The organism is Anaerotignum propionicum, from assembly GCF_024461735.1.
Taxonomy (GTDB): domain Bacteria; phylum Bacillota; class Clostridia; order Lachnospirales; family Anaerotignaceae; genus Chakrabartyella.
This window is the reverse complement of record NZ_JANGAD010000001.1, coordinates 100,979-120,718: the sequence shown is the minus strand read 5'-3', so window position 1 is coordinate 120,718 and position 19,740 is coordinate 100,979. Positions and strand designations below refer to the sequence as shown.

Sequence of the window (19,740 nt, the reverse complement as noted above, 5' to 3'; positions counted from 1 at the left end):
TTACGCCTCCTCACGAATGCAAACCAATACCTGACCGTATTCTACAATTTGACCATTATCCACAGGAACTGCAACAACCTCGCCGTCCTTTTCTGCTTCAATGGTATTGAACATCTTCATAGATTCCACAATACAAACAGGATCACCCTTCTTCACCTTATCGCCAACTTTCACATAAGGCGCAGCACCTGCTTGAGCTGCTAGATAAACAGTACCAACCAACGGGGATTTCTGTTCATAAGCCGATGTAGATTCTTCTACCAGCTGCTTTTCTTCCATGGTTATTGTTGTCTCTTCCTGGTAAATTTCAAATTCCTTAGGCATATCTTGCAAAACTACCTTGCCACCGGCAGATTCTAAAACCAGGCGAACATCACCCTCTGTTAAGTCCAGCTTTGTCAGTTGATTTTGTTTTAATATTTTAGCCAATTCTGATATTTTTTTGAGTTCCATCATCATCATTCCTCTATTTTTCTAAATGCCACGCAGGCGTTATGTCCACCAAAACCCAAGGAAGTGGAAAGTGCACCTTCCAAATCTGCTTTCACTGCAACATTGGGGGTATAATTCAAATCACACTGTGGATCCTGCTCCTTTAAGTTAATGGTAGGAGGAACCATGCCGTTTTTCACTGCCAGAATGGCAGCAATGGCTTCCACCGCACCAGCGGCACCCAGCATATGCCCTGTCATGGACTTAGTGGAGCTGATATGAAGCTTCCCTGCTTCTTCGCCAAAAGCGTTGTGAATGGCATGGGTTTCTACAGTATCATTCATAGGTGTTCCGGTTCCATGGGCATTATAATACAGTTTTTCCGTTCCGATGCCTTCCAGACCTTTCGCCGCATCCCGAATTGCCTTTGCACTTGCCTTTGCCTCAGGGGATGGTGCTGTCACATGGTGCGCATCACAGGTAGAACCATAGCCTACCACCTCAGCATAAATCTTTGCACCTCTTGCTTTTGCATGCTCATAATCCTCTAGTATCAAAGTTCCTGCGCCCTCGCCCATAACAAAGCCGCCTCTTCTGCTATCAAAGGGCAGAGATGCTCCATGGGGATCTTCGGAAGGGCTTAACGCCATACAGCTGCCAAACCCTGCAATCGCCAAAGGCACAATTGCCGCTTCACTACCTCCACAAATTGCCGCTGTGGCATAGCCGTGCAAAATAGCACGATATCCCTCACCAATTGCAGTGGTTCCTGTTGCACAAGCAGTGGTAACAGAAACACAAGCACCTTCCGCACCATAACGAATGGCAATATTTCCTGCCGCAATATTACTAATCATTTTAGGGATAAATAAAGGAGATACTTTTCTTGCTCCTTTTTCAGCCAAGGTTGTGCTACTCTCACAAAAAGTCTCAAAACCGCCAATTCCGGAACCGAAGTATACATCCAATTCTTCTTTTTCCACTTTGCCTTCTAAACCACTGTCTTCCATAGCCTGGGCAGTAGCTGCCAATGCATAAATTGAAAAGCGGTCTAATTTTTTTGCCGCCAATTTCTCCATATATAAAGTGGGATCAAAATCTTTTAATTCAGCCGCCAAGCGGTATTTACTGTCTGAAGTATCAAAACGAGTAATATAAGAAATCCCGTTTTTGCCTTCCATTAAGCCTTGCCAAAAGCTTTCCACTGTATTTCCAATAGGGGTTACTGCCCCTAAACCTGTCACAACAACTCTTCTCATACAAACCTCCTACATTGCCATGCCGCCGTCGATGCGGATTACTTCGCCGGTAATATAATCTGATGCACCGCTGGCAAGGAATAGCGCCAATTTTGCCACGTCCTCCGCCTGCCCAAAGCGTTTCATGGGAATCGCGTTTTTAATCTCATCATTTGAAGTAAATGTCTCTGTCATATCCGTTGCAATAAAGCCCGGTGCAATAGCATTGCAGCAAACCCCACGGGATGCCAATTCTTTTGCTACAGATTTTGTCAAACCAATCAAGCCTGCCTTGGATGCAGAATAATTTGACTGCCCTGCATTTCCCATTAAGCCGGATACTGAGCTGACATTAATAATTTTTCCGCTTTTTTGTTTCAAAAACAGCGGGTATATCTGCTTAATCATGTAAAAAGCGCCTTTTAAATTAGTGTCTACCACACTGTCAAAATTCTCAATCTTCATCATAGGAATCAAACTGTCCTTTGTAATTCCTGCGTTATTAACCAAAATATGAATTCCACCAAAATCAGCCACAATTTCCTTCACCTTTGCTGCAACCTGCTCCGCATCAGCAACATTACATTGATAGCCTTTGGCCTTTACCCCAAGTGCTTCCAATTCCTTTTGGGTTTCCTCAGCCTTTTGGGTGTTTCCTGCATATAAAAAAGCAATATCTGCTCCATTTGTCGCGTATAATTTGCAAATAGCGGCGCCAATTCCTCTGGAACCACCCGTCACCACTGCTACTTTTCCTTTGAGCATATCAAATCCTCCTCTTTCAGCTTTTGTAACTCCTCCATAGAAGAAACTGCATAGACCTTGCTATCAGGCAAGATACGAGAAATTAATTTCTTAAGGGTATCCCCTATGCCCACTTCAATAAAGGTATCGAAACCATCTGCCGCCATTTGCTCTATGCTTTCTTGCCAACGCAAAGCATGATCAATTTGGGGTGCCATCCATGCCCGCACATCTTCCTCGTAAGGCTTTGCCCTATAATTGGAATATACGGGGATTTGGGGCTTATGAATCTGATATTCTGTTAGAACCTGGGCAAAATCCTTTGCCGCTTCTTTCATGAAAGGGGAATGAAAACCGCCACCAACTTTAATTGGCAACCCCCTGCCGCCGGCTTCTCTCACTGCCTTTGAAAAGCCTTCCATTTCATCTTTTAGCCCTGCAACAACCAATTGCCCGGGGCCATTATAATTTACAGGATAAACCTGTTCAAAACTTTTGCATATTTCCTCAACTTTGCTGTTTTCAAGCTTCATGATGGCAAGCATGGAGCCGGGATTCTTCTCTGCCTCCCTTGCCATAACCTTTCCTCTGTAAAAGGCTAGGCGAAAACCATCTAAGGGTGTGTAAGCCCCTGCAAAGGCCAATGCAGGAATTTCCCCTAAGGAAAAGCCAGCAACACCATCAGGAATAATGCCTTCTTCTTTCAATGCCAATGCCGCTGCTAAATCTGTTAGATATAAGCAGGGTTGCGTGTTTTCTGTATTTTTCAGTTCTTCCTCTGTGCCAAAAAAGCACTGATTCAAGGTATTGGGGCGAATTTCCTCCGCCCCATCAAATAAGTTTCGAATACTTTCCTTTGCGTCATAAAAGCTTTTGCCCATGCCCGCTTTCTGCGCGCCTTGACCAGAGAAAACAAATGCTATTTTACCCATTTTGCGCCTCCTTTTAACAAAAGCTCTGCTTCTGTCGCAATTTCCTTTAAAATTTCTGCGGCAGGCTGTTCTTTTTTCACCAAACCGGAAATCTGCCCCGCTAAGAAACATCCTTCCTTGGTGTCACCTTCCACAGCCGCCTTTCTCAAAGCTCCCACTCCCAATTCTGCCACCATTTCAGGTGTAGTTTCAGGTGCATACTCTTTTTTTAAGAATTCTCTTGTGAAATTATTTTTCAAACTACGGCAGGTATTTCCACCAAATCTTCTACCTGTTGTTGTGGTAGAAATATCGCTTGCCTTTAAAACCATTTCCTTATAGTTGGAATGAACGGAACACTCCTCTGCCAAAAGGAATCTGGTACCCATTTGTACCCCAACGGCTCCCAACATAAAGGCCGCCGCAATTCCTCTGCCATCACCAATGCCACCTGCCGCCAATACAGGAATTTTCACAGCGTCGCAAACCTGAGGAATTAAAGGCATAGTGCTCATGTCACCAATATGACCGCCGGATTCGCCGCCTTCGGCAATGACCGCCGTTGCCCCAGCTTTTTCCATCATTTTTGCCGCCGCTACAGATGCCGCAACAGGAATTACTTTAATTCCCGCCTCATTCCACATAGGAATGAATTTTGTGGGGATGCCAGCACCCGTTGTTACCACAGGAACCTTTTCTTCCACAACAATTTTTGCGACCTCCTCCACATGGGGGCTCATCAGCATAATATTTACGCCAAAGGGTTTATCAGTTAAACCTCGTGCAATTTTAATTTGCTCACGAAGATAATCGCCCCCGGCATTCATTGCAGAGATAATGCCTAAGCCGCCGCCGTTTGAAACCGCCGCCGCAAGCTTGCCATCGGCAATCCATGCCATGCCGCCCTGAAAAATGGGGTATTCAATTCCCAACATAGAACAGATCGGTGAAAGGATCATTCTGTCCTCCTCCTCTCTTACTTCAATTTGTTTTCGATAAGTGTAACCAAGTCGCCAACTGCATTCACTTTGTTTTCACCCAATTCGATTTCTGTACCGAATTCTTCTTCAACATTCATAAGCAATTCCATAACATCCAAAGAATCAATGCCCAAAGCTTCAAACTTTGTGTCCATTTTGATTTCACTTACTTCACATTCCAATTTTTCTGCCAACATTGCTGCAACTTTTTCAAATACCATGATTATAATCTCCTTTTAGATACAATTATTTTTTAGTTTATATATGAAGCCATTAGGCATCATTACCATCTTAAAATACAAGTGGCACTTGCCAAACCACCGCCAAAAGCAGGCAGTAAAAGCAAATCACCTTTTTCCAGCATTCCCTGTCGATTCATTTCATCCAATGCAATGGGAATGCTTGCAGAGGAGGTATTGCCAAACCGTTCAATATTTACATAGAACTTTTCATTTGGCACCTTCAGCTTTACACTGGCAAAATCTATAATTCGCTTGTTCGCCTGATGGGGAACAATATATTTTATATCATCCATGGTCAGCCCCTGTCTGTTCAAAAGGGTAGTGCAATCATTACAAATCGCATTTACGGCGAATTTAAAAGTTTCCTGCCCTGCCATATGGATATAAGGCTTTTTCTGAGTTCCTTTATAAAATGGGGATGTGCCCATAAACTGAGGGATATCCATTACATCAGAACCGCCTTTTACATCAAAGACAGCATCAATATAAGAATCACCCTCGCCAAGCACCATGGCGCCGGCGCCATCCGCAAAAATAACACAGGTTCCTCTGTCTTCCCAATCAACAATACGGCTCAAACGTTCCGCACCAATCACCAAAACCTTTTTAGCGCGTCCTCGCGCGAAAAAACCTGCCGCTGTTTCCAACATAAAAACAAAGGCTGAGCAAGCAGCACTAATGTCTAAAGCCATGCAGGAAACACCCAAAAGATTTTGAATCATGCAAGAAACAGAAGGAGAAATCGACTCACCACTTACACTGGCTGCTAAGATTAAATCAATTTCCTCTTTTTTAATACCACTATTTTCCAAAGCCGCCAAGGCAGCCTTGTATCCCATGTCCGCCGCAGTCTCATCCTCGCTGATATGTCTTTGCTTTACGCCCACTCTCTGCATAATCCATTCATCGTTGGTATCCACAATTTTTGAAATATCTTCATTGGTTACAATCCTAGGGGGTACATACATCCCCGTTCCAAGCACATTAAAAGTCATTATTCAATCCTCCGAGCCCCATTCTTTTGTGTTATGCATACTTAGTACCTAAAAATTTGAAAAAGGTTACAAGAAAAATAAAAAAATTTTCGACTTATCTCTCCAAAAAAAGAAAAGACAGGCTATAAAGCCTATCTTTCCAAGTTTTTATCATTTTTATTATATTTTTCTAATTTATGAAAATTTATTCATTTTCTCCTGATTCGCATGAAAAGCATAATAAATGCACACAAAGAAGCACTTACATATGCCAACGCTGAAACCAGCATCCAGAGCCTGCGGATTCGCATATGCTTTGCCAATTCTTTATAATCCCCAGAGGCATTCACATCAAATTTTAAAGATGCAGGTTGGGTATGTCCATACTGTTTATAATAATTCCGACAGCTTTTACATTCTTTTAAGTGTGCCTCCACAGCTGATTCGCTTGCTTCACTTGCCACACCGTCATGGTAAAGCGCCACAAGATCCTTCACAATATCACAATTCAAACTCATGTCTTAACACCTCCACCAGCATTTTTTTTGCTCTAAAATAAATAACCTTTGCGGAATTTTCGCTGATTTTTAAAACCAAAGCAATTTGAGAAAAAGATAATTCTGCATATATTCGAAGTAATATGACATCGCGATACTTTTTTGGAATACCATCAATAATTGCCCGAACTGCCTTTTCCACATCTTTTCTTCTCATATGCTCTTCCGGATCAATGCATCCATCACAATATGTGTTTACAACCAATTCCAGATTGGCTGAGTCCAAATCCAATTTATTTTTTTTCAAATATTTAAAATAGACATGTTTTCCAATGGAAGCCAACCAAGTAAAAAGCTCACACTCTCCACGGAACCTGTGAAAGGAAGTATATGCCTGTAAAAACGTTTCCTGAGTCATATCCTCTGCCAAATCCCCATCAGCGCAAAGCCGATATAAAAAACAATATACCCTATCATAATACTCTGTATAAAGGGCTTCGAAGGATTTCAATCCATCACCTTCTCTCAATAAAATCTAGTGACATCATATCATAGAATTCTTGAAAAATCCACGATAGATTTATTGATATCGAAGCATTCCCAGGTTGTCTCTTCTTTTCACCACAGAAACCATTACTTAACGATTTCTCTTAGAAAATCATGCCCTCCAGCATACTCTAGGAGCAGAGCTTCTGCTTCTTTCAGAAGCTCTAAAAGTTCTTCACCACCGTCAAAGGCATAAAAAACCAATATAATTTCCTTCGTTTTCTCTGTAATCATCGCCCTCGTATTGTCACTGGTGGGGTTTCCAAAAGGCCCTACTTCATCAAACAATGCAGGCAAAAACTCAATGTTCAATACATCCTTGCCAATTCCTTGATATGCTGTGCCCTCAGAAGCACGAGACCATAAAATATCCCCTTGTACCTGCTCCAAATCATATGTCCCCATGGAATAACCTGTTTTTATAGATAGATAATTATTAATATCTACCACATTATTAATATAATACAGTCCTCTTTCCTTGGAAATCCTGCGGCACATTGCCTCAGCAGAGCAACGATAACGATTTGCATCTTTCCCCAAAGCCTTATAAGCTTTTCTTGTGGATTGAATCTTTTCTCTCTTATTTGCTTGAGAAAGTTCAATCTCAGCCAACTCTGCAATTTTATCATTTAATATCTCCAAGAAAGAGGCGTCATCTTCTTTCACTGCAACCTTGCATTGCAATACCCCTAGAACTGCCTCTGGGCATCTTTCTTTTATACTGCTATCTATTGAAATATTTTTCATAATATGTTACTCCCTTCTAAAAATTCTCCTTCTACAAGCTTACGACAAAAAAACATCTTGTCAAGGAAAAACATTTGTTTTCTAAAAATTTGCTCTCCACTCACTTTTTCATGAAATATTATGATATGATAAAAAGAAAAAGGAGCGAATCCTGTATGACCCTAATGCAGTTAGAATATATTATGGAAATTTATCATTGCGGTTCTATGAATAAGGCAGCTCAAAATTTGTTTGTTTCCCAATCTGCAATTTCTACCGCCATAAAAGAATTGGAAGAAGAATTGGGGATTTCCATTTTTGTTCGCAGCAATAGGGGCATTTCCTTAACAGAGGAAGGGCAGGAGTTTATTGCAAAAATTCATCCTCTTTTGCAACAAGCAAAAGAAGTTTCCCTGTTCTATTCCGGTAAAAATGGCCCAATCAATAACCGTCTCTATATTTCAACCCAGCGCTACCCTTTCTGCGCAAAGGCCTTTGTAGAGTTTTTAAAAAAGCAGAATGACCCATTCTTTCGTTATGGTTTTAAGGAATGTCCCATGGGTAAGGTTATAGAAGAAGTACATAATGGAAAAAGTGACTTAGGAATCATTTTCCTTTCAGATATTACAGAAGTCTTTTTGAGTAAGCTCTTTGATTCTAAAAACTTAATTTTCCACGAGATGAAACGTCTGCGTCCTCATGTTTTTATGAATAAAGAACATCCTATGGCACAAAAGCAAGAAATCTCTCTAGTTGAGCTAAAAAATTATCCCTTTGTCATCTTTTCAAAGAAGGAAGAAAGCTCTCTTAATTTTTCAGAAGAAGCAGTCCTCAGTCAAAATATAGAATACAGTCAAATCATTTACGTGAATGATCGGGCAACTGCCTATAATATCATTGCCCATACCACCGCAATTTCCACAGGCAGTGGTGTTTTACCCGAAGGATATTATGATCCACGAATTTCCGCAATTCCCTTGGCGGCTCCAGTTTGCGATATGTGCATTGGATGGATTTCAAGAAAAGAAGAGCGTCTTTCCAAAAAAGCAAAGGAGTTCGTTGAAATTTTAGAAGACCAAATAAAGAAGTATTAATTCTCTTTATAAAATAAACATGACCGCCGTTTAAATAACGGCGGCCTTAAACCTGAATAAGTATATTTAGAACAAAGGGTTCTTACTTAATCTCACTTTATGCCTATACATTGCTATCACGAAAAAATCTAATACAATCCATTGATTCACAGCCAACGAAATACTCGAAAACAAGTTTTCAGCTTTTCATAGTATGATAAATTGAAAAATACACTTTTTATTAAATGTTTTCCAGGCCCATTCTTAAATCCTCAATTATATCCTCTACATTCTCTAACCCAACAGATAGACGAATGAGTCCCGCTGAAATGCCCGCGGCTTTCAAGTCTTCCTCTCCATAGGTGGAGTGAGTCATAGATGCGGGATGCTCGATTAAAGTTTCTGCATCTCCTAAAGAAACAGCAATGGTTGCCAGTGACAGACTGTTTACAAATTTCATGCCTGCTTCTTTGCCACCTTTTACCTCGAAAGAAATCATACCACCAAAATCGTCCATTTGTTTTTTAGCAATTTCATGTCCAGGATGGTTTACAAGTCCAGGGAAGTAGACTTTTTCAACCTTTTCATGACCTTCTAAAAATTCAGCAATAGCCTTGGCACTTGCACAATGCCTTTGCATACGAATTTCCAAGGTTTTTAATCCTCTTAAAATTAAGAAAGACTCAAATGGTCCAAGCACAGCTCCTGTCATATCTTTAAGACCAAACATCCTTACTTCCTGCATAAAGTCAGTCTTACCAATGACAAATCCTGCAATCACATCACCATGGCCATTCAAATATTTTGTTGCTGAGTGAACAACAACATCTGCACCCAGTTCCAAAGGTCTTTGCAAATAGGGTGATGCAAAGGTATTATCACACACAACCTTGATAGAAGGATTAAATTCATGAGCGATTCTTGATATCTCAGAAATATCGGCAATCTTCAAGTTAGGGTTCGCAGGTGTTTCCAAATAAACACACACAGTATTTTCTTTTAAATTTGCCTTTACCTCTTCTAAATCGGAAGTGTCCACAAAGGTAACCTCAACGCCATAGCGTGTCATTCCATGCTGTAATAATGCAAAAGTGCAACCATAGAGAGTTTCATCCGCTAAAATGTGCTTTCCCGCTCCTGCAATACTCCATAAACAGGAAGAAATTGCGCCCATCCCGCTAGAAGCAGCAACACAGGCTTCGCCATTTTCCAAAGCTGCAACTTTGCTTTCCAAAACAGAGGTGGTGGGATTTCCTAAACGGGTATAAATATAGCCATTCTCCTGTCCTGCAAAACGATGTCCCCCTTGTTCGCAGTTTTCAAAAAAGAATGTAGAGGTCTGATAAATAGGCATTGTCAGTGAACCGTATTGTTTATCCCTAATATTCCCTGCATGAATTGCTTTTGTGCCAAAACCGCCGCTCCCGTGTGCCATGTAAAACACTCCTTTTCCGAATATGATATTGTTATTATTATTATATCACAGAGAAATTTTATCCAGTTATTAGCAGTTTTTTATATTCAGTTATCTAAAAAACCGATAACCGCCTTTGCTTGTCCTTCCCCCTTGAAATTTACTTTAAAAACAGGTATCATACTCAGTGATGAATTGTAAAGGAGAGAACAAAAATGGAGCAAAAAGTATTGATTGTATCTTGCGTTGAATATTACAGTTTTCTAAAGAATATTCCCGCTGATAAAGTGTTTCTTTCATTTCGACAGACCTCTATTCTTGATATGATTTTAGAGAGCCATAGAAACTTCCCAGAAATGGATTTGGAGTTTTATGCAGGAATGATAGATGGAATCGTAGCTATGGAAAGCGACGCAGAGGAAAACGACTATGCCCACTACAAAGAGCGTACTGCTTTGGTTTCAGAGGTGGTTGCATTACTTGCAAAAAAATACGCTTTAGAGGCCTTGGAGGCATGTAGAAAGTATTATGAATCTCAAACAGCAAAGCTGGTATCCGAAGATAAAACAGGGTATTATCAAAAAATGGCGGTAGAAATCTATGCCATGATTGAAGCAGAATAAAAGTAAAACCCCCATTTGTAACAGCACAACTTGCTGTTACAAATGGGGGTTGATAATTTATATCTTAAATATATTAGGAAATCCTTTTAATTTCTGTATCCCCTGAAAAATGAATCCAGTTTTTCTATTCTAAAATGGCTACTGCCCGTATCGGTGCTCCGTCAGAATTTTCAAACTTCAAAGGAAGTGCCGCCAGCAAAAAATCTGCTTCCCCTATCATATCTAGATTACAAAGATTTTCAATGATAACCATGGTTTCCTTCTTCAAAATGATATGATGCAATGTGAGGGCAGTATCGGATATGGGATCTAATCCGATATTATCCAAGCCAATACCTTTTTTATTATGCTCTACCAGATATCTGGCAACTTCTTGTGAAATCACAGGATACTCTCCAAAATATTTATTTTGACCCCAATATTTTTCCCAGCCTGTTTTGAAAAGTATAAATTCGGCTCTGTCTACTCGTTCTTTATTCCTTTCAATATAAGAAATATCAATCGTACCACCCTCTGGTACATCGGTAGCATCAATGACACAGGCCTTACCCACAAAACCGGATGCGTCCTTTTTATCTAGGGAAATTCCATTCGGAATAATATGATGGGGCGCATCCATATGGGTTCCTGTGTGAGAAAGCAGCTTTAAGAGCGTTTCCTTAAACCCATCCTTTTCATAAGTATGGGTAATAGAAAGGTTGGGTTCCGCCGTCCCCGGGTAAACGGGTATTGTATTTGAAATGGTGTGGGTAAGATCAATAATTTTCATAATTTTCTCCTTTTCAATATATATTTCATATTATTCATGCAATCCTTCTTCACTGACATTCCTGAAATATCTTACAACAAATACTTAAAACTCAAACTATCATTTCATGATAAGATTTTTGTATCTTAGAACTCAAGAAATCTAAAAATGCTTCTTCACTGGAGGATTTTAAGTCCTTCTTTTGTAAAACAACAATCCTTTCATTCCAAAGGATAACATAAAAATCTGTTGTAACAAAAACCTCATCAATTTCTTCATATTTGATATTGGGTTCTTTCGAAAAAGAAATCACATTTTCAGAAAATTGAATTGATTCCGATTCTACGTTTTCATAAGTCTCCAAAAATTTATTTGCGGCTTTCGTGTACGGTGTACGTCTTTCTTTTTTAAGCAAGATTTCTTTTTTAAAAAGAGGTCTTTCTGTAGACGTTCCATCATTTTTTATTAACCGAAACCCAAAAACAATTGCCAATGCACCAAAAATCAGTACATCAAAAAGCGCTTCTGGATCCATAAATCCAGGTACGATGAGAAATATCCCAACAAATAAATATAGAAAGCCTAATATTTTATATTTAAGTAGAGTTTGTTTTGATTTCCCCTTTTTTCTTTTTACACGCATTTTGTCAATATATTTCCAAATGCGAGGAAACCTTTTCCGGCTGGACATCTCAGTTATTTTCTCTAACACCCTACTTATTTGCGGTAGAAATAGTGTTGAATGATAGTTCGTTAAAGAAAAAATAAACTCCATATTTACCTCCCTGATTAATCCTAGTCTGAATAATATGAAACCAAGAAGCGACATTTGGATGGTTCCATATTAAAATATACCCCTTCAATAATTTACTTTTTTAGTATTAGAATATATCAATAGTGGTCACGTCTCTAGCAGATACCTCAGCATAATTTCTGGATTTTCCAAAAAATTCTTTGTAATCTGAAAATGCTCAGTCTCCTTATAAGATACAGTTTGCACACCATTTTCCGAAAACTCCAATATCTCTGCACCGGGATACGCCATAAGAATGGGCGAATGTGTCGCAATAATAAATTGCGAATTGTTTTTCACAAGCATATCTATTTCCGCTATTAAGGTTAATAATCGCATTGGGGACAGAGCCGCTTCCGGTTCATCTAAAATATACAAACCATTACCTTGGAATCTATTTTGAACCAACGCCAAAAAACTTTCTCCATGGGATTGACGATGCAATGAGGTGCCCCCATAGCTATCTCGAGCATTAACCTCATCAACATAACTTGCCACATTGTAAAAGCTCTCTGCCCGAAGAAAAAATCCATCCTTGGCAAAAGCAGATTTCATCAGTGTCAAATGTTTATAAAGTTCAGAATGGGAGTTGTTTGTAGAAAACTGAAAATTCTTAGTTCCACCCTCGGCGTTAAACCCATAGGCAACTGCTATTGCTTCAAGCAATGTGGATTTTCCCGTACCATTTTCACCAACAAAAAAAGTAACTGGGCTTTTAATGGATAGTTTTTCATTTGCGATTAAGTGTTGTACCGCAGGAATCCCGAATAGATAAGATTCATCCGAAATAGGTAACGTTAATGCTACATCTCTAATATATCGGGGTGAATTCATGTCAAGCCCTCCTTTCCTTTCCTATTATAATGCATTGCATAGCAGCTTATAAAATAATTTAATTTCAGCTTTATATTTTTTCATTTAAAGTTTATTGAAAGGTTTGTTTATAAGAAACCAGAGTAAAGATGTCCTCAAGGTGCCCCTGATTTGAGATATCAATTGCAACACTCACCAGCTTCCCTTTGATAGGTGCATTTTCTAAGTGTACTTTTGTTTGAATGGAGATGGGAAGATTCATTACGCCCAATCGGGCTTTCTCACTAAAGTGAAAGCTCACTTTAAAAAAGCCCTGCCAAACGGACAGCCAAAAAACAGTTTTCTTTTTTGATACAGCTTTTCCAAGCCATGATTTACTATCATTATAATAATGCCATTCCAGCTCAATCTGATATTTTGAGAGACTATCTATCAATGCTTGATAAACTTCCATGCTGCTTCCCAATGCAGAAGCAAGCATAATATCTGTAGGATATTGATTCCCATCATTTAGTAATGGTCGCTCCAACTGTTTCCTCTCCCATCATATAATCTCATGTTCATATAGTTTCATTTATTATATCACAATATTTTCCATATTAAAACCCCTCCCAATTTTAATAACTCCCATAGATCGTAACACCCATAGGACTAAAGGTTGTGTCAAATGCCATAACCCCAATGAAGGAGCAACACAATAAACCAACATCATTCATGTTTCAACTGAATACGTAAAAATCTCAATCACATCATCATCAAACATTAACTTGTAGCACCAATATCCAACTATTTCCAAGTTTTATTGCCATAAAAATGGCACCCACTTGATATTATCCATAGGCGCCATTTTGTTTCACCATCTATTGCATTGATGCATTCCTATTCAGAGCTTCTAAATGCTCACTTACCTATTTTCCCACAGAGAGTTTCTTTTCAACTCTGATAATTCCTGAAGAATAAGGGGCAACTACCCCCGCTTCACTAATAAATGCAACCAATTGATTTTCAGCTGTCAAATAGAAGCCAATTTCTGCTTGGCTATCCTCCAACATTTTTTCTGCACCCTCAAAATAATTAGAAGGATTTTTCTTAATATCATCCTTTATAATATTCATCAAATATCCTCTCTCAGCATTTGTATCTTTCAGTGCTTCAAAATCAGACAAGGATTTTTCTTTGCCAGCTTTTAAATCATAGGTAAAACCTTTTGCGTAGGAATTGCCATGGGCGCCGCCTGTATAGGTATATTGATTGCTATAAAAAGAGAAGATATTGTCTTTATAATAAGGTGTTTCAAAATCTATGGCAAAATCATGGGTTCTAAAATCACTGCCCAATTCCGTAGCTTCCTTTGTTACCAACTCTTTATTCTCAGTCAAATAGGATTCTAAGTTTCCCTTAGCCCAAGATGCTATTTTATCATTGATTGCTCTTGCCTCTACACCTAATATATCAGTGTTAAGCTGAGGATATTTTACAGTACCCGTAATTAGAACTGTGCCATCCGCCGCCTTTAAATCCTTTTTATATGTAATGGCAGAATATGCATCCTCTTTCTTATCAATGGTAATGGATACAGTTTTACTCTTTCCATCCCAAGCCACCTGTCCACTAAAAAATTCTGCAACGGCTCTTAAAGGAATCATTGTTGAACCGCCTATCATTTGTGCAGGAGTTTCCAATTGAACCTTGCCACCTTCAAAAGATTTTTTGCCAATCACAAGTTTTGCTTCCTGTTTGTCCTTCTTCAACAAAACTGATTTTTCTTTTTCATTCCAAACCACTTGAACACCCATAGCCTCCAAGGCTCCCCTTACCGGAATTAAGGTGTAACCGTTAGAAATCACTGGCTGTTGACCTTGAAAAACCACTTCGTAATTATTTACAAAAACCTTAATGCCATCCGCCGCACTTACAGGCACTGTAGATGCCAACATTGTAACTGCACAAGCGATAGCGAAACCTTTTTTCATCATTTTAATACCCCCTGCATGTAAATTACTTATACTTTTAAGTATACACGTCTTTTATTTTTATTCTATTAGGAATTTCTGTCAACTTTCTTACACTTTGTTTCAAAATTATTGAATTTTTATTTAGTTTTAATATCATTCAAAAAAAGTACCGATGTAGGTTGTTGCCAGCCAACGCTTTGGTCAGCCAACTTCAATCAATCGGTACATTTTTATTCCTCAATGCGCAGCATCCTGTATCCCACACCAACATGAGTCTGAATATATTGGGGTTGCGCCGGGTTTTTTTCAATCTTCTTTCGCAAAGTTGCCATAAATACTCTTAAAGAAGCAATATCATTGTCCCATGTACTCCCCCATATTTCCTTAGTGATATAAGTATGCGTCAGAACCTTCCCCACATTTTTACTAAGCAGGCATAATAGTTTATATTCTATAGGTGTCAAATGCAACTCCTCACCAGCAAAATATCCACAGCCGGAAGCATAATCCACACGTAAATCACCATTTACAAATTCAACCTGTTCTCTACCTATGTGCTGAGTATAGTTAATTCTTCTTAATGACACTCGCAAACGAGCCAATAACTCCTCCACAGAGAAGGGTTTTGTCAAATAATCATCGGCCCCTGCATCCAAAGCTTCAATTTTATCCCGATCCTCCGCCCTTGCACTGATTACAATAATGGGCATATTTGACCATGAGCGAATTTTTTTAATAATTTCTACACCATCCATATCAGGCAGTCCTAAGTCTAATAAAACCACATCCGGATTTTGAGAAACGGCTTCTATTAAGGCTTCGCTCCCTGAAGCCGCAGTATGGTACTTATAATCTTGGGTTTCCATCGTCGTTGAAATCAGATTGCGTATTGCACTATCGTCCTCAACAATTAAAATAAAAGGCTTATTCATGTGTAGGTACCTCCTCTGCCTGTAATGTGAAGGTAAAAACTGCCCCATGAGGGATATTATCTGTTATGGTTATCGTGCCGCCATGGGCTAAAATGATACTTTTGCAAAGGGGCAATCCTAGACCAAGGCCCCTACTTCTGTCAGAAATCGTATACCCTGCGGTATAAAACAGTTCAAATAACTTTTTCTTCAAATGATTGGGAATTCCTTCTCCGTTATCCGCCACAGACACCTGAATTTGATCCCTCACTCGCTTCATGCTGATTTTTATTTCCGAACCCTTTTTTGTGTATTTGATTGCATTGTTTACTAGGTTTATTACTACCTGCATAATCAATCGGGCATCCATTTTTGCTAGGAGCATCTCGTCACTTTCTTCAATGGTAATCACATGCTCTGTCTTTTTACGGTCAATATGCCGCATTGCCTCAATAATCACTTCTTCCATCAGCTCCGCCTGCAAATACAGCTTCATGGTTCCATTTTCAATTCGGGTAACGGAAAGTAGATTTTCCACCAGATTGATCAGCCACATTGAATCGTCATAAATATCCAGATATAGATTTTTTCTACGCTTTTCATCGATGGTATCACCATTCTTCAATAATACCGCTGCATTCCCTGAAATACTAGTCAAAGGTGTTCTAAGGTCATGGGAAATTCCTCTTAGAAGATTTGTTCGCAGCTTTTCATTTTTTGCCTGAGCTGCTGCTTCTTCTCTTTGTCGGCTGATTCGTTCCTTTTCTAATGCCAAAGCACACTCCCCTAAAATAGATAACATTAGGTTTGTCTCAAAAGTATCAAAAGGCTTTCCTTGAATGGCTATTCCGTATACTCCAAAAACTGCGCCTTTGCTTCTTATCGCCAGATACCTGCAAAGGGCATCACCAAATTCATCGGTGCCAGTACCTGACTGTTTGTTATGATAAAATGTCCAGCGAGCCGCATCCATTTCCTTCTGGGTGAGATATGTCAAACCATTGGTTTTATGCGTCCCCTGAAATATAATTCCCTCTGACAATTGATTACCACGTTCTTTTTTGTAGCAGATAACCGTACGATCCAGCAATTTTACCAGTTGCTTTGCCGTTTCCTCCAAAATACCATCCATATCCTTGGCCTGCTGTAAAAGCTGATTTGTTTCCAACAGGATTTTCGTTCTATAGGCCATCGCCTCAGATTGCTCTGCCTGCAACTTAATTTTTACAGCTAAACTGCCTGCAAAAATAGCAACAACAAACATTATAAGTATTGTTATGGTATCCCCAGTATCATAGGAAGTAAAGGTAAAAATAGGCTCTGTAAAGAAAAAGTTAAAGGTTAAAACACTAATCATAGCAGAAATCATAGTATAAATACGATTTGATGTTAAAACCGCTGTGCACAGTACCCCCAGAATATATACCATAATAATATTAGAGGACTCAAAACCTACCGAATGGAATGCACCTCCCAACAAAGAGGTTCCGATTAATACTAAAATTGTCCAAACAATATTTAGCCATTTTATTTTGCCGTTTTTCCTCAAGCACGGTACCCCTTTCCCTCTAAAATGCTGCAATTTCTATAAACAAAAAATATATAGGGAACATTTCTGTTTGTCCCTAAGATATGTACAGAAAGTTCCCTAAATAACCTTTGCTTAAGCATGCAATGTTTCTTCTCTATGATATTATTCAAGAAATACTATGCCATAAGCCCACCCTGCATTTCTTTGGACTTTTCCTAATATTATATATCAAAACTCAGTACTATTATCTGTAAAATTGAAATGCTTCACCAAACAATCTTACTTTAATAAATCTCGTGCCGCAGTTTTCCCACCAAATACAATCAAGGTTTCATCCGAAGTGAAAACATGCTCCGGTTGAGGAAGGGGAATAATTTCTCCATTCTTCTTGGTTGCTAAAATACTAATATGATATCTGGTTCGTACACACTTTTCTAATATTGTTTTGCCATACCAGCTTTCAGGAACACGCATCTCATAGATCGCCGCTTCCGGTGTCAATTCAATATAATCAAATAAGTTTTTCGAACCATATTTTATAGCTAAGCGTTCTGCCATCTCCCGTTCAGCATAAACCACATGGTCTGCACCATTGCGAAGCAGTAGCTTTCGATGCACATCACGACTGGCACGGGCTAAGATAAATTTTGCTCCCAAATCTTTAAATAACACAGTGATTTCCAATGATGTCTGAAAATCGTCTCCAATGGCAATCACACAAAGGTCAAAATTGCTAACCCCTAAGGATTGGACAAATACTTCATTTGCGGCATCACCAATTTGAATATTAGGTACAATGTTAATGGCATTGTCTGCACGTTCCTCACTTTTTTCCACAGCTAAAACAGAGTTTCCCTGCTCAACCAGCTTGTGAGCCATATGTCTACCAAATCTTCCAAGTCCAACAATTAATATTGATTTCATTTTACAATCTTCCTTTCAAACAATCAACCTATTTGAATTTTCTCCAGCGGAAGTGTAGATACCACTGGGTTTTTTCTTGATGAAAAGGCCAATAGCATCGTCAGCGAACCCGCTCTGCCAATAATCATTAAAATAGTTAATATAATCAAAGATGCATTTCCCAAACCGGGTGTAATCCCTGTAGTTAAACCTACAGTGGCAATTGCTGAGACACTCTCAAATAAGGCTGAAAGCAGCGGAAGTCCTTCTATTTGAGAGATGACCATAGCGGAAAAGCAAACCAAAAAAAGATAAATCATAAAAACACAAGATGCCAATCGGGTTATACCTTCTTCCATTCTCCGCCCAAAAACCTCAATGGATTTCCTATGCCAGAAAGTGGTAAGCACACTTAGCGTTAGTACAGCAAAAGTTGTTGTCTTTATACCACCTGCTGTTGAGCCCGGGGAACCACCAATAAACATGAGACATATCATCAAAAACTGCCCTGTTTGTGTCATGGAGCCTATATCAATGGTATTAAATCCCGCAGTTCTTGCACTAACAGATTGAAAAAACGATGCAATAATCCGTTCTGATAAGCTTAGCATCTGAAATTCAGCTCCACCTTTTTCACTGATATACAGCAATGTGGCACCACCAAAAACCAATATACTGCTTAGAAAAATAACTAATTTCGTATGCAGATGCATTCTAGCAAAATGCAATTTACTTTCCAATAAATCTTGCCATACAAAAAAACCAAGACCACCCACAATAATTAAAAGCATAATAATAACATTTACATATAAATTGCCCACATGGTCTGTAAAGGAGACAAACTCTGTTTTCTCTCCCATCAAATCAAAACCTGCATTACAAAAGGCAGAAATACTATGAAATATTGAATACCAAATTCCTTTACTGAAACCATACTGAGGAATGTAAAACTTCGAAAGAAATAGAGCTCCGCTGCCTTCTACCAAAAGGGTACCATATAAAATAAATTTGGTCATCCGCACAATTCCTCCAAGCTGTGGTGCAGAAATTGAGTTCTGCATTAACGAGCGAGAAATGTAACCGATTTTTTTCTTCGTAAGTGAAATGGCAGCAATACAAAATGTCATAAACCCAATTCCGCCAATCTGAATTAAACAAAGTATTATCAGCTGTCCAGAAAAAGACCAATGGGTATATGTATTTACCACTATCAAGCCTGTTACACATGTTGCAGAAGTCGCCGTAAAAATTGCTGTAAGCAAATCCGTAGGTTTACCATCTTGACTGGAAAATGGCATAATAAGCAATAATGCTCCTAGTAAAATAATAAAACAATACCCAAATAGAATGACCTTCATTGGTGAGATATCCACAAAATGCTTCATGAGTTTATCCTTTATTTCAAACGCCTCCTAAAATCAATATTTAATACAGTTATCAGCATACGCCATACTCAGTTAAAACGGAATTAAAATATTCTGCTAAGTATTAAGATTGTATAAAGACACCTGTATTCTCCCCGTTTTGACCAAATAATATAAGCAGCGATAGGAAGAATAGTTAAGAGAATGCTTTGTTAGTTCAGCAAATACACATTAATTATTAATTAGCAAAGAAGGAGCCTTTAAATGTCTCATAATTTAAAAAGATTTCAGTAAGACTCATATAATTTGAGAACATTGTTTA

The 19,740-nt window shown here is 38.9% G+C and carries 22 protein-coding genes; 2 read left to right on the top strand and 20 right to left on the bottom strand.

The annotated features are described in order from the left end of the window. The 10 genes from accB to NE558_RS00660 form a co-directional block, all read right to left on the bottom strand. Positions 1-456 (bottom strand): acetyl-CoA carboxylase biotin carboxyl carrier protein, encoded by a 456-nt coding sequence (accB, locus tag NE558_RS00705; protein ID WP_256147996.1) that lies wholly within the window; start codon positions 454-456, stop codon positions 1-3. Positions 457-458: 2 nt separating this feature from the next. After that, positions 459-1,691, bottom strand: coding sequence for a beta-ketoacyl-ACP synthase II (fabF, locus tag NE558_RS00700; RefSeq protein WP_256147995.1), 1,233 nt, complete (start codon positions 1,689-1,691; stop codon positions 459-461). Positions 1,692-1,700: 9 nt separating this feature from the next. Then, positions 1,701-2,435, bottom strand: a complete 735-nt coding sequence (gene fabG / locus NE558_RS00695) for a 3-oxoacyl-[acyl-carrier-protein] reductase (RefSeq protein ID WP_256147994.1) — start codon at positions 2,433-2,435, stop codon at positions 1,701-1,703. Further along, positions 2,417-3,346, bottom strand: coding sequence for an ACP S-malonyltransferase (locus tag NE558_RS00690; protein ID WP_256147993.1), 930 nt, complete (start codon positions 3,344-3,346; stop codon positions 2,417-2,419). Before NE558_RS00690 ends, fabG begins: the two co-directional genes overlap by 19 nt. Further along, positions 3,334-4,284: a nitronate monooxygenase gene (locus NE558_RS00685; RefSeq protein ID WP_256147992.1), complete on the bottom strand. Its 951-nt coding sequence runs from the start codon at positions 4,282-4,284 to the stop codon at positions 3,334-3,336. The genes NE558_RS00690 and NE558_RS00685 overlap by 13 nt, the downstream gene beginning before the upstream one ends. Before the next feature lie 17 nt (positions 4,285-4,301). Further along, positions 4,302-4,526, bottom strand: a complete 225-nt coding sequence (locus tag NE558_RS00680) for an acyl carrier protein (protein WP_082754207.1) — start codon at positions 4,524-4,526, stop codon at positions 4,302-4,304. 62 nt (positions 4,527-4,588) lie between these two features. Next, positions 4,589-5,542, bottom strand: a complete 954-nt coding sequence (locus NE558_RS00675) for a beta-ketoacyl-ACP synthase III (RefSeq protein ID WP_256147991.1) — start codon at positions 5,540-5,542, stop codon at positions 4,589-4,591. Positions 5,543-5,730: 188 nt separating this feature from the next. Next, entirely contained in the window at positions 5,731-6,039 is a 309-nt protein-coding gene (locus tag NE558_RS00670) for a zf-HC2 domain-containing protein (RefSeq protein WP_256147990.1), read from the bottom strand. Then, complete coding sequence (locus tag NE558_RS00665; protein WP_256147989.1) at positions 6,023-6,529, bottom strand: RNA polymerase sigma factor; 507 nt, start codon at positions 6,527-6,529, stop codon at positions 6,023-6,025. The genes NE558_RS00670 and NE558_RS00665 overlap by 17 nt, the downstream gene beginning before the upstream one ends. Positions 6,530-6,651: 122 nt before the next feature. Continuing rightward, complete coding sequence (locus NE558_RS00660; protein WP_256147988.1) at positions 6,652-7,311, bottom strand: B3/4 domain-containing protein; 660 nt, start codon at positions 7,309-7,311, stop codon at positions 6,652-6,654. Positions 7,312-7,466: 155 nt separating this feature from the next. On the opposite strand from NE558_RS00660, the gene NE558_RS00655 reads away from it, so the two are divergent. Then, positions 7,467-8,384 (top strand): LysR family transcriptional regulator, encoded by a 918-nt coding sequence (locus NE558_RS00655; protein ID WP_256147987.1) that lies wholly within the window; start codon positions 7,467-7,469, stop codon positions 8,382-8,384. A gap of 220 nt (positions 8,385-8,604) precedes the next feature. On the opposite strand, the gene megL is transcribed toward NE558_RS00655, so the two are convergent. After that, a complete protein-coding gene (megL, locus tag NE558_RS00650) occupies positions 8,605-9,798 on the bottom strand; it encodes a methionine gamma-lyase (RefSeq protein ID WP_256147986.1) in 1,194 nt (397 codons plus the stop codon). Between the two features lie 194 nt (positions 9,799-9,992). Here megL and NE558_RS00645 point away from each other — a divergent pair, with 194 nt between their 5' ends. Further along, on the top strand, positions 9,993-10,400 hold the full coding sequence (locus NE558_RS00645) for a hypothetical protein (protein WP_256147985.1): 408 nt from the start codon (positions 9,993-9,995) through the stop codon (positions 10,398-10,400). Positions 10,401-10,524: 124 nt separating this feature from the next. Here NE558_RS00645 and NE558_RS00640 read toward each other — a convergent pair whose 3' ends face one another. From NE558_RS00640 to NE558_RS00600, 9 genes are all read right to left on the bottom strand, one after another. After that, positions 10,525-11,169, bottom strand: coding sequence for a cyclase family protein (locus NE558_RS00640; RefSeq protein ID WP_256147984.1), 645 nt, complete (start codon positions 11,167-11,169; stop codon positions 10,525-10,527). A 91-nt stretch (positions 11,170-11,260) separates the two neighbouring features. Next, positions 11,261-11,923: a hypothetical protein gene (locus NE558_RS00635; RefSeq protein ID WP_256147983.1), complete on the bottom strand. Its 663-nt coding sequence runs from the start codon at positions 11,921-11,923 to the stop codon at positions 11,261-11,263. A gap of 126 nt (positions 11,924-12,049) precedes the next feature. Then, entirely contained in the window at positions 12,050-12,775 is a 726-nt protein-coding gene (locus tag NE558_RS00630) for an AAA family ATPase (RefSeq protein ID WP_256147982.1), read from the bottom strand. A 91-nt stretch (positions 12,776-12,866) separates the two neighbouring features. Then, positions 12,867-13,283: a DUF3788 family protein gene (locus NE558_RS00625; protein ID WP_256147981.1), complete on the bottom strand. Its 417-nt coding sequence runs from the start codon at positions 13,281-13,283 to the stop codon at positions 12,867-12,869. Positions 13,284-13,662: 379 nt separating this feature from the next. After that, positions 13,663-14,730, bottom strand: a complete 1,068-nt coding sequence (locus NE558_RS00620; protein WP_256147980.1) for a stalk domain-containing protein — start codon at positions 14,728-14,730, stop codon at positions 13,663-13,665. A gap of 209 nt (positions 14,731-14,939) precedes the next feature. Beyond that, on the bottom strand, positions 14,940-15,641 hold the full coding sequence (locus NE558_RS00615; protein WP_256147979.1) for a response regulator: 702 nt from the start codon (positions 15,639-15,641) through the stop codon (positions 14,940-14,942). After that, complete coding sequence (locus tag NE558_RS00610) at positions 15,634-17,169, bottom strand: ATP-binding protein (protein WP_256147978.1); 1,536 nt, start codon at positions 17,167-17,169, stop codon at positions 15,634-15,636. The genes NE558_RS00615 and NE558_RS00610 overlap by 8 nt, the downstream gene beginning before the upstream one ends. A 261-nt stretch (positions 17,170-17,430) precedes the next feature. Then, entirely contained in the window at positions 17,431-18,075 is a 645-nt protein-coding gene (locus tag NE558_RS00605; protein ID WP_256147977.1) for a potassium channel family protein, read from the bottom strand. 23 nt (positions 18,076-18,098) lie between these two features. Then, positions 18,099-19,439, bottom strand: a complete 1,341-nt coding sequence (locus NE558_RS00600) for a TrkH family potassium uptake protein (RefSeq protein WP_256147976.1) — start codon at positions 19,437-19,439, stop codon at positions 18,099-18,101. Between the last annotated feature and the right edge of the window lie 301 nt (positions 19,440-19,740).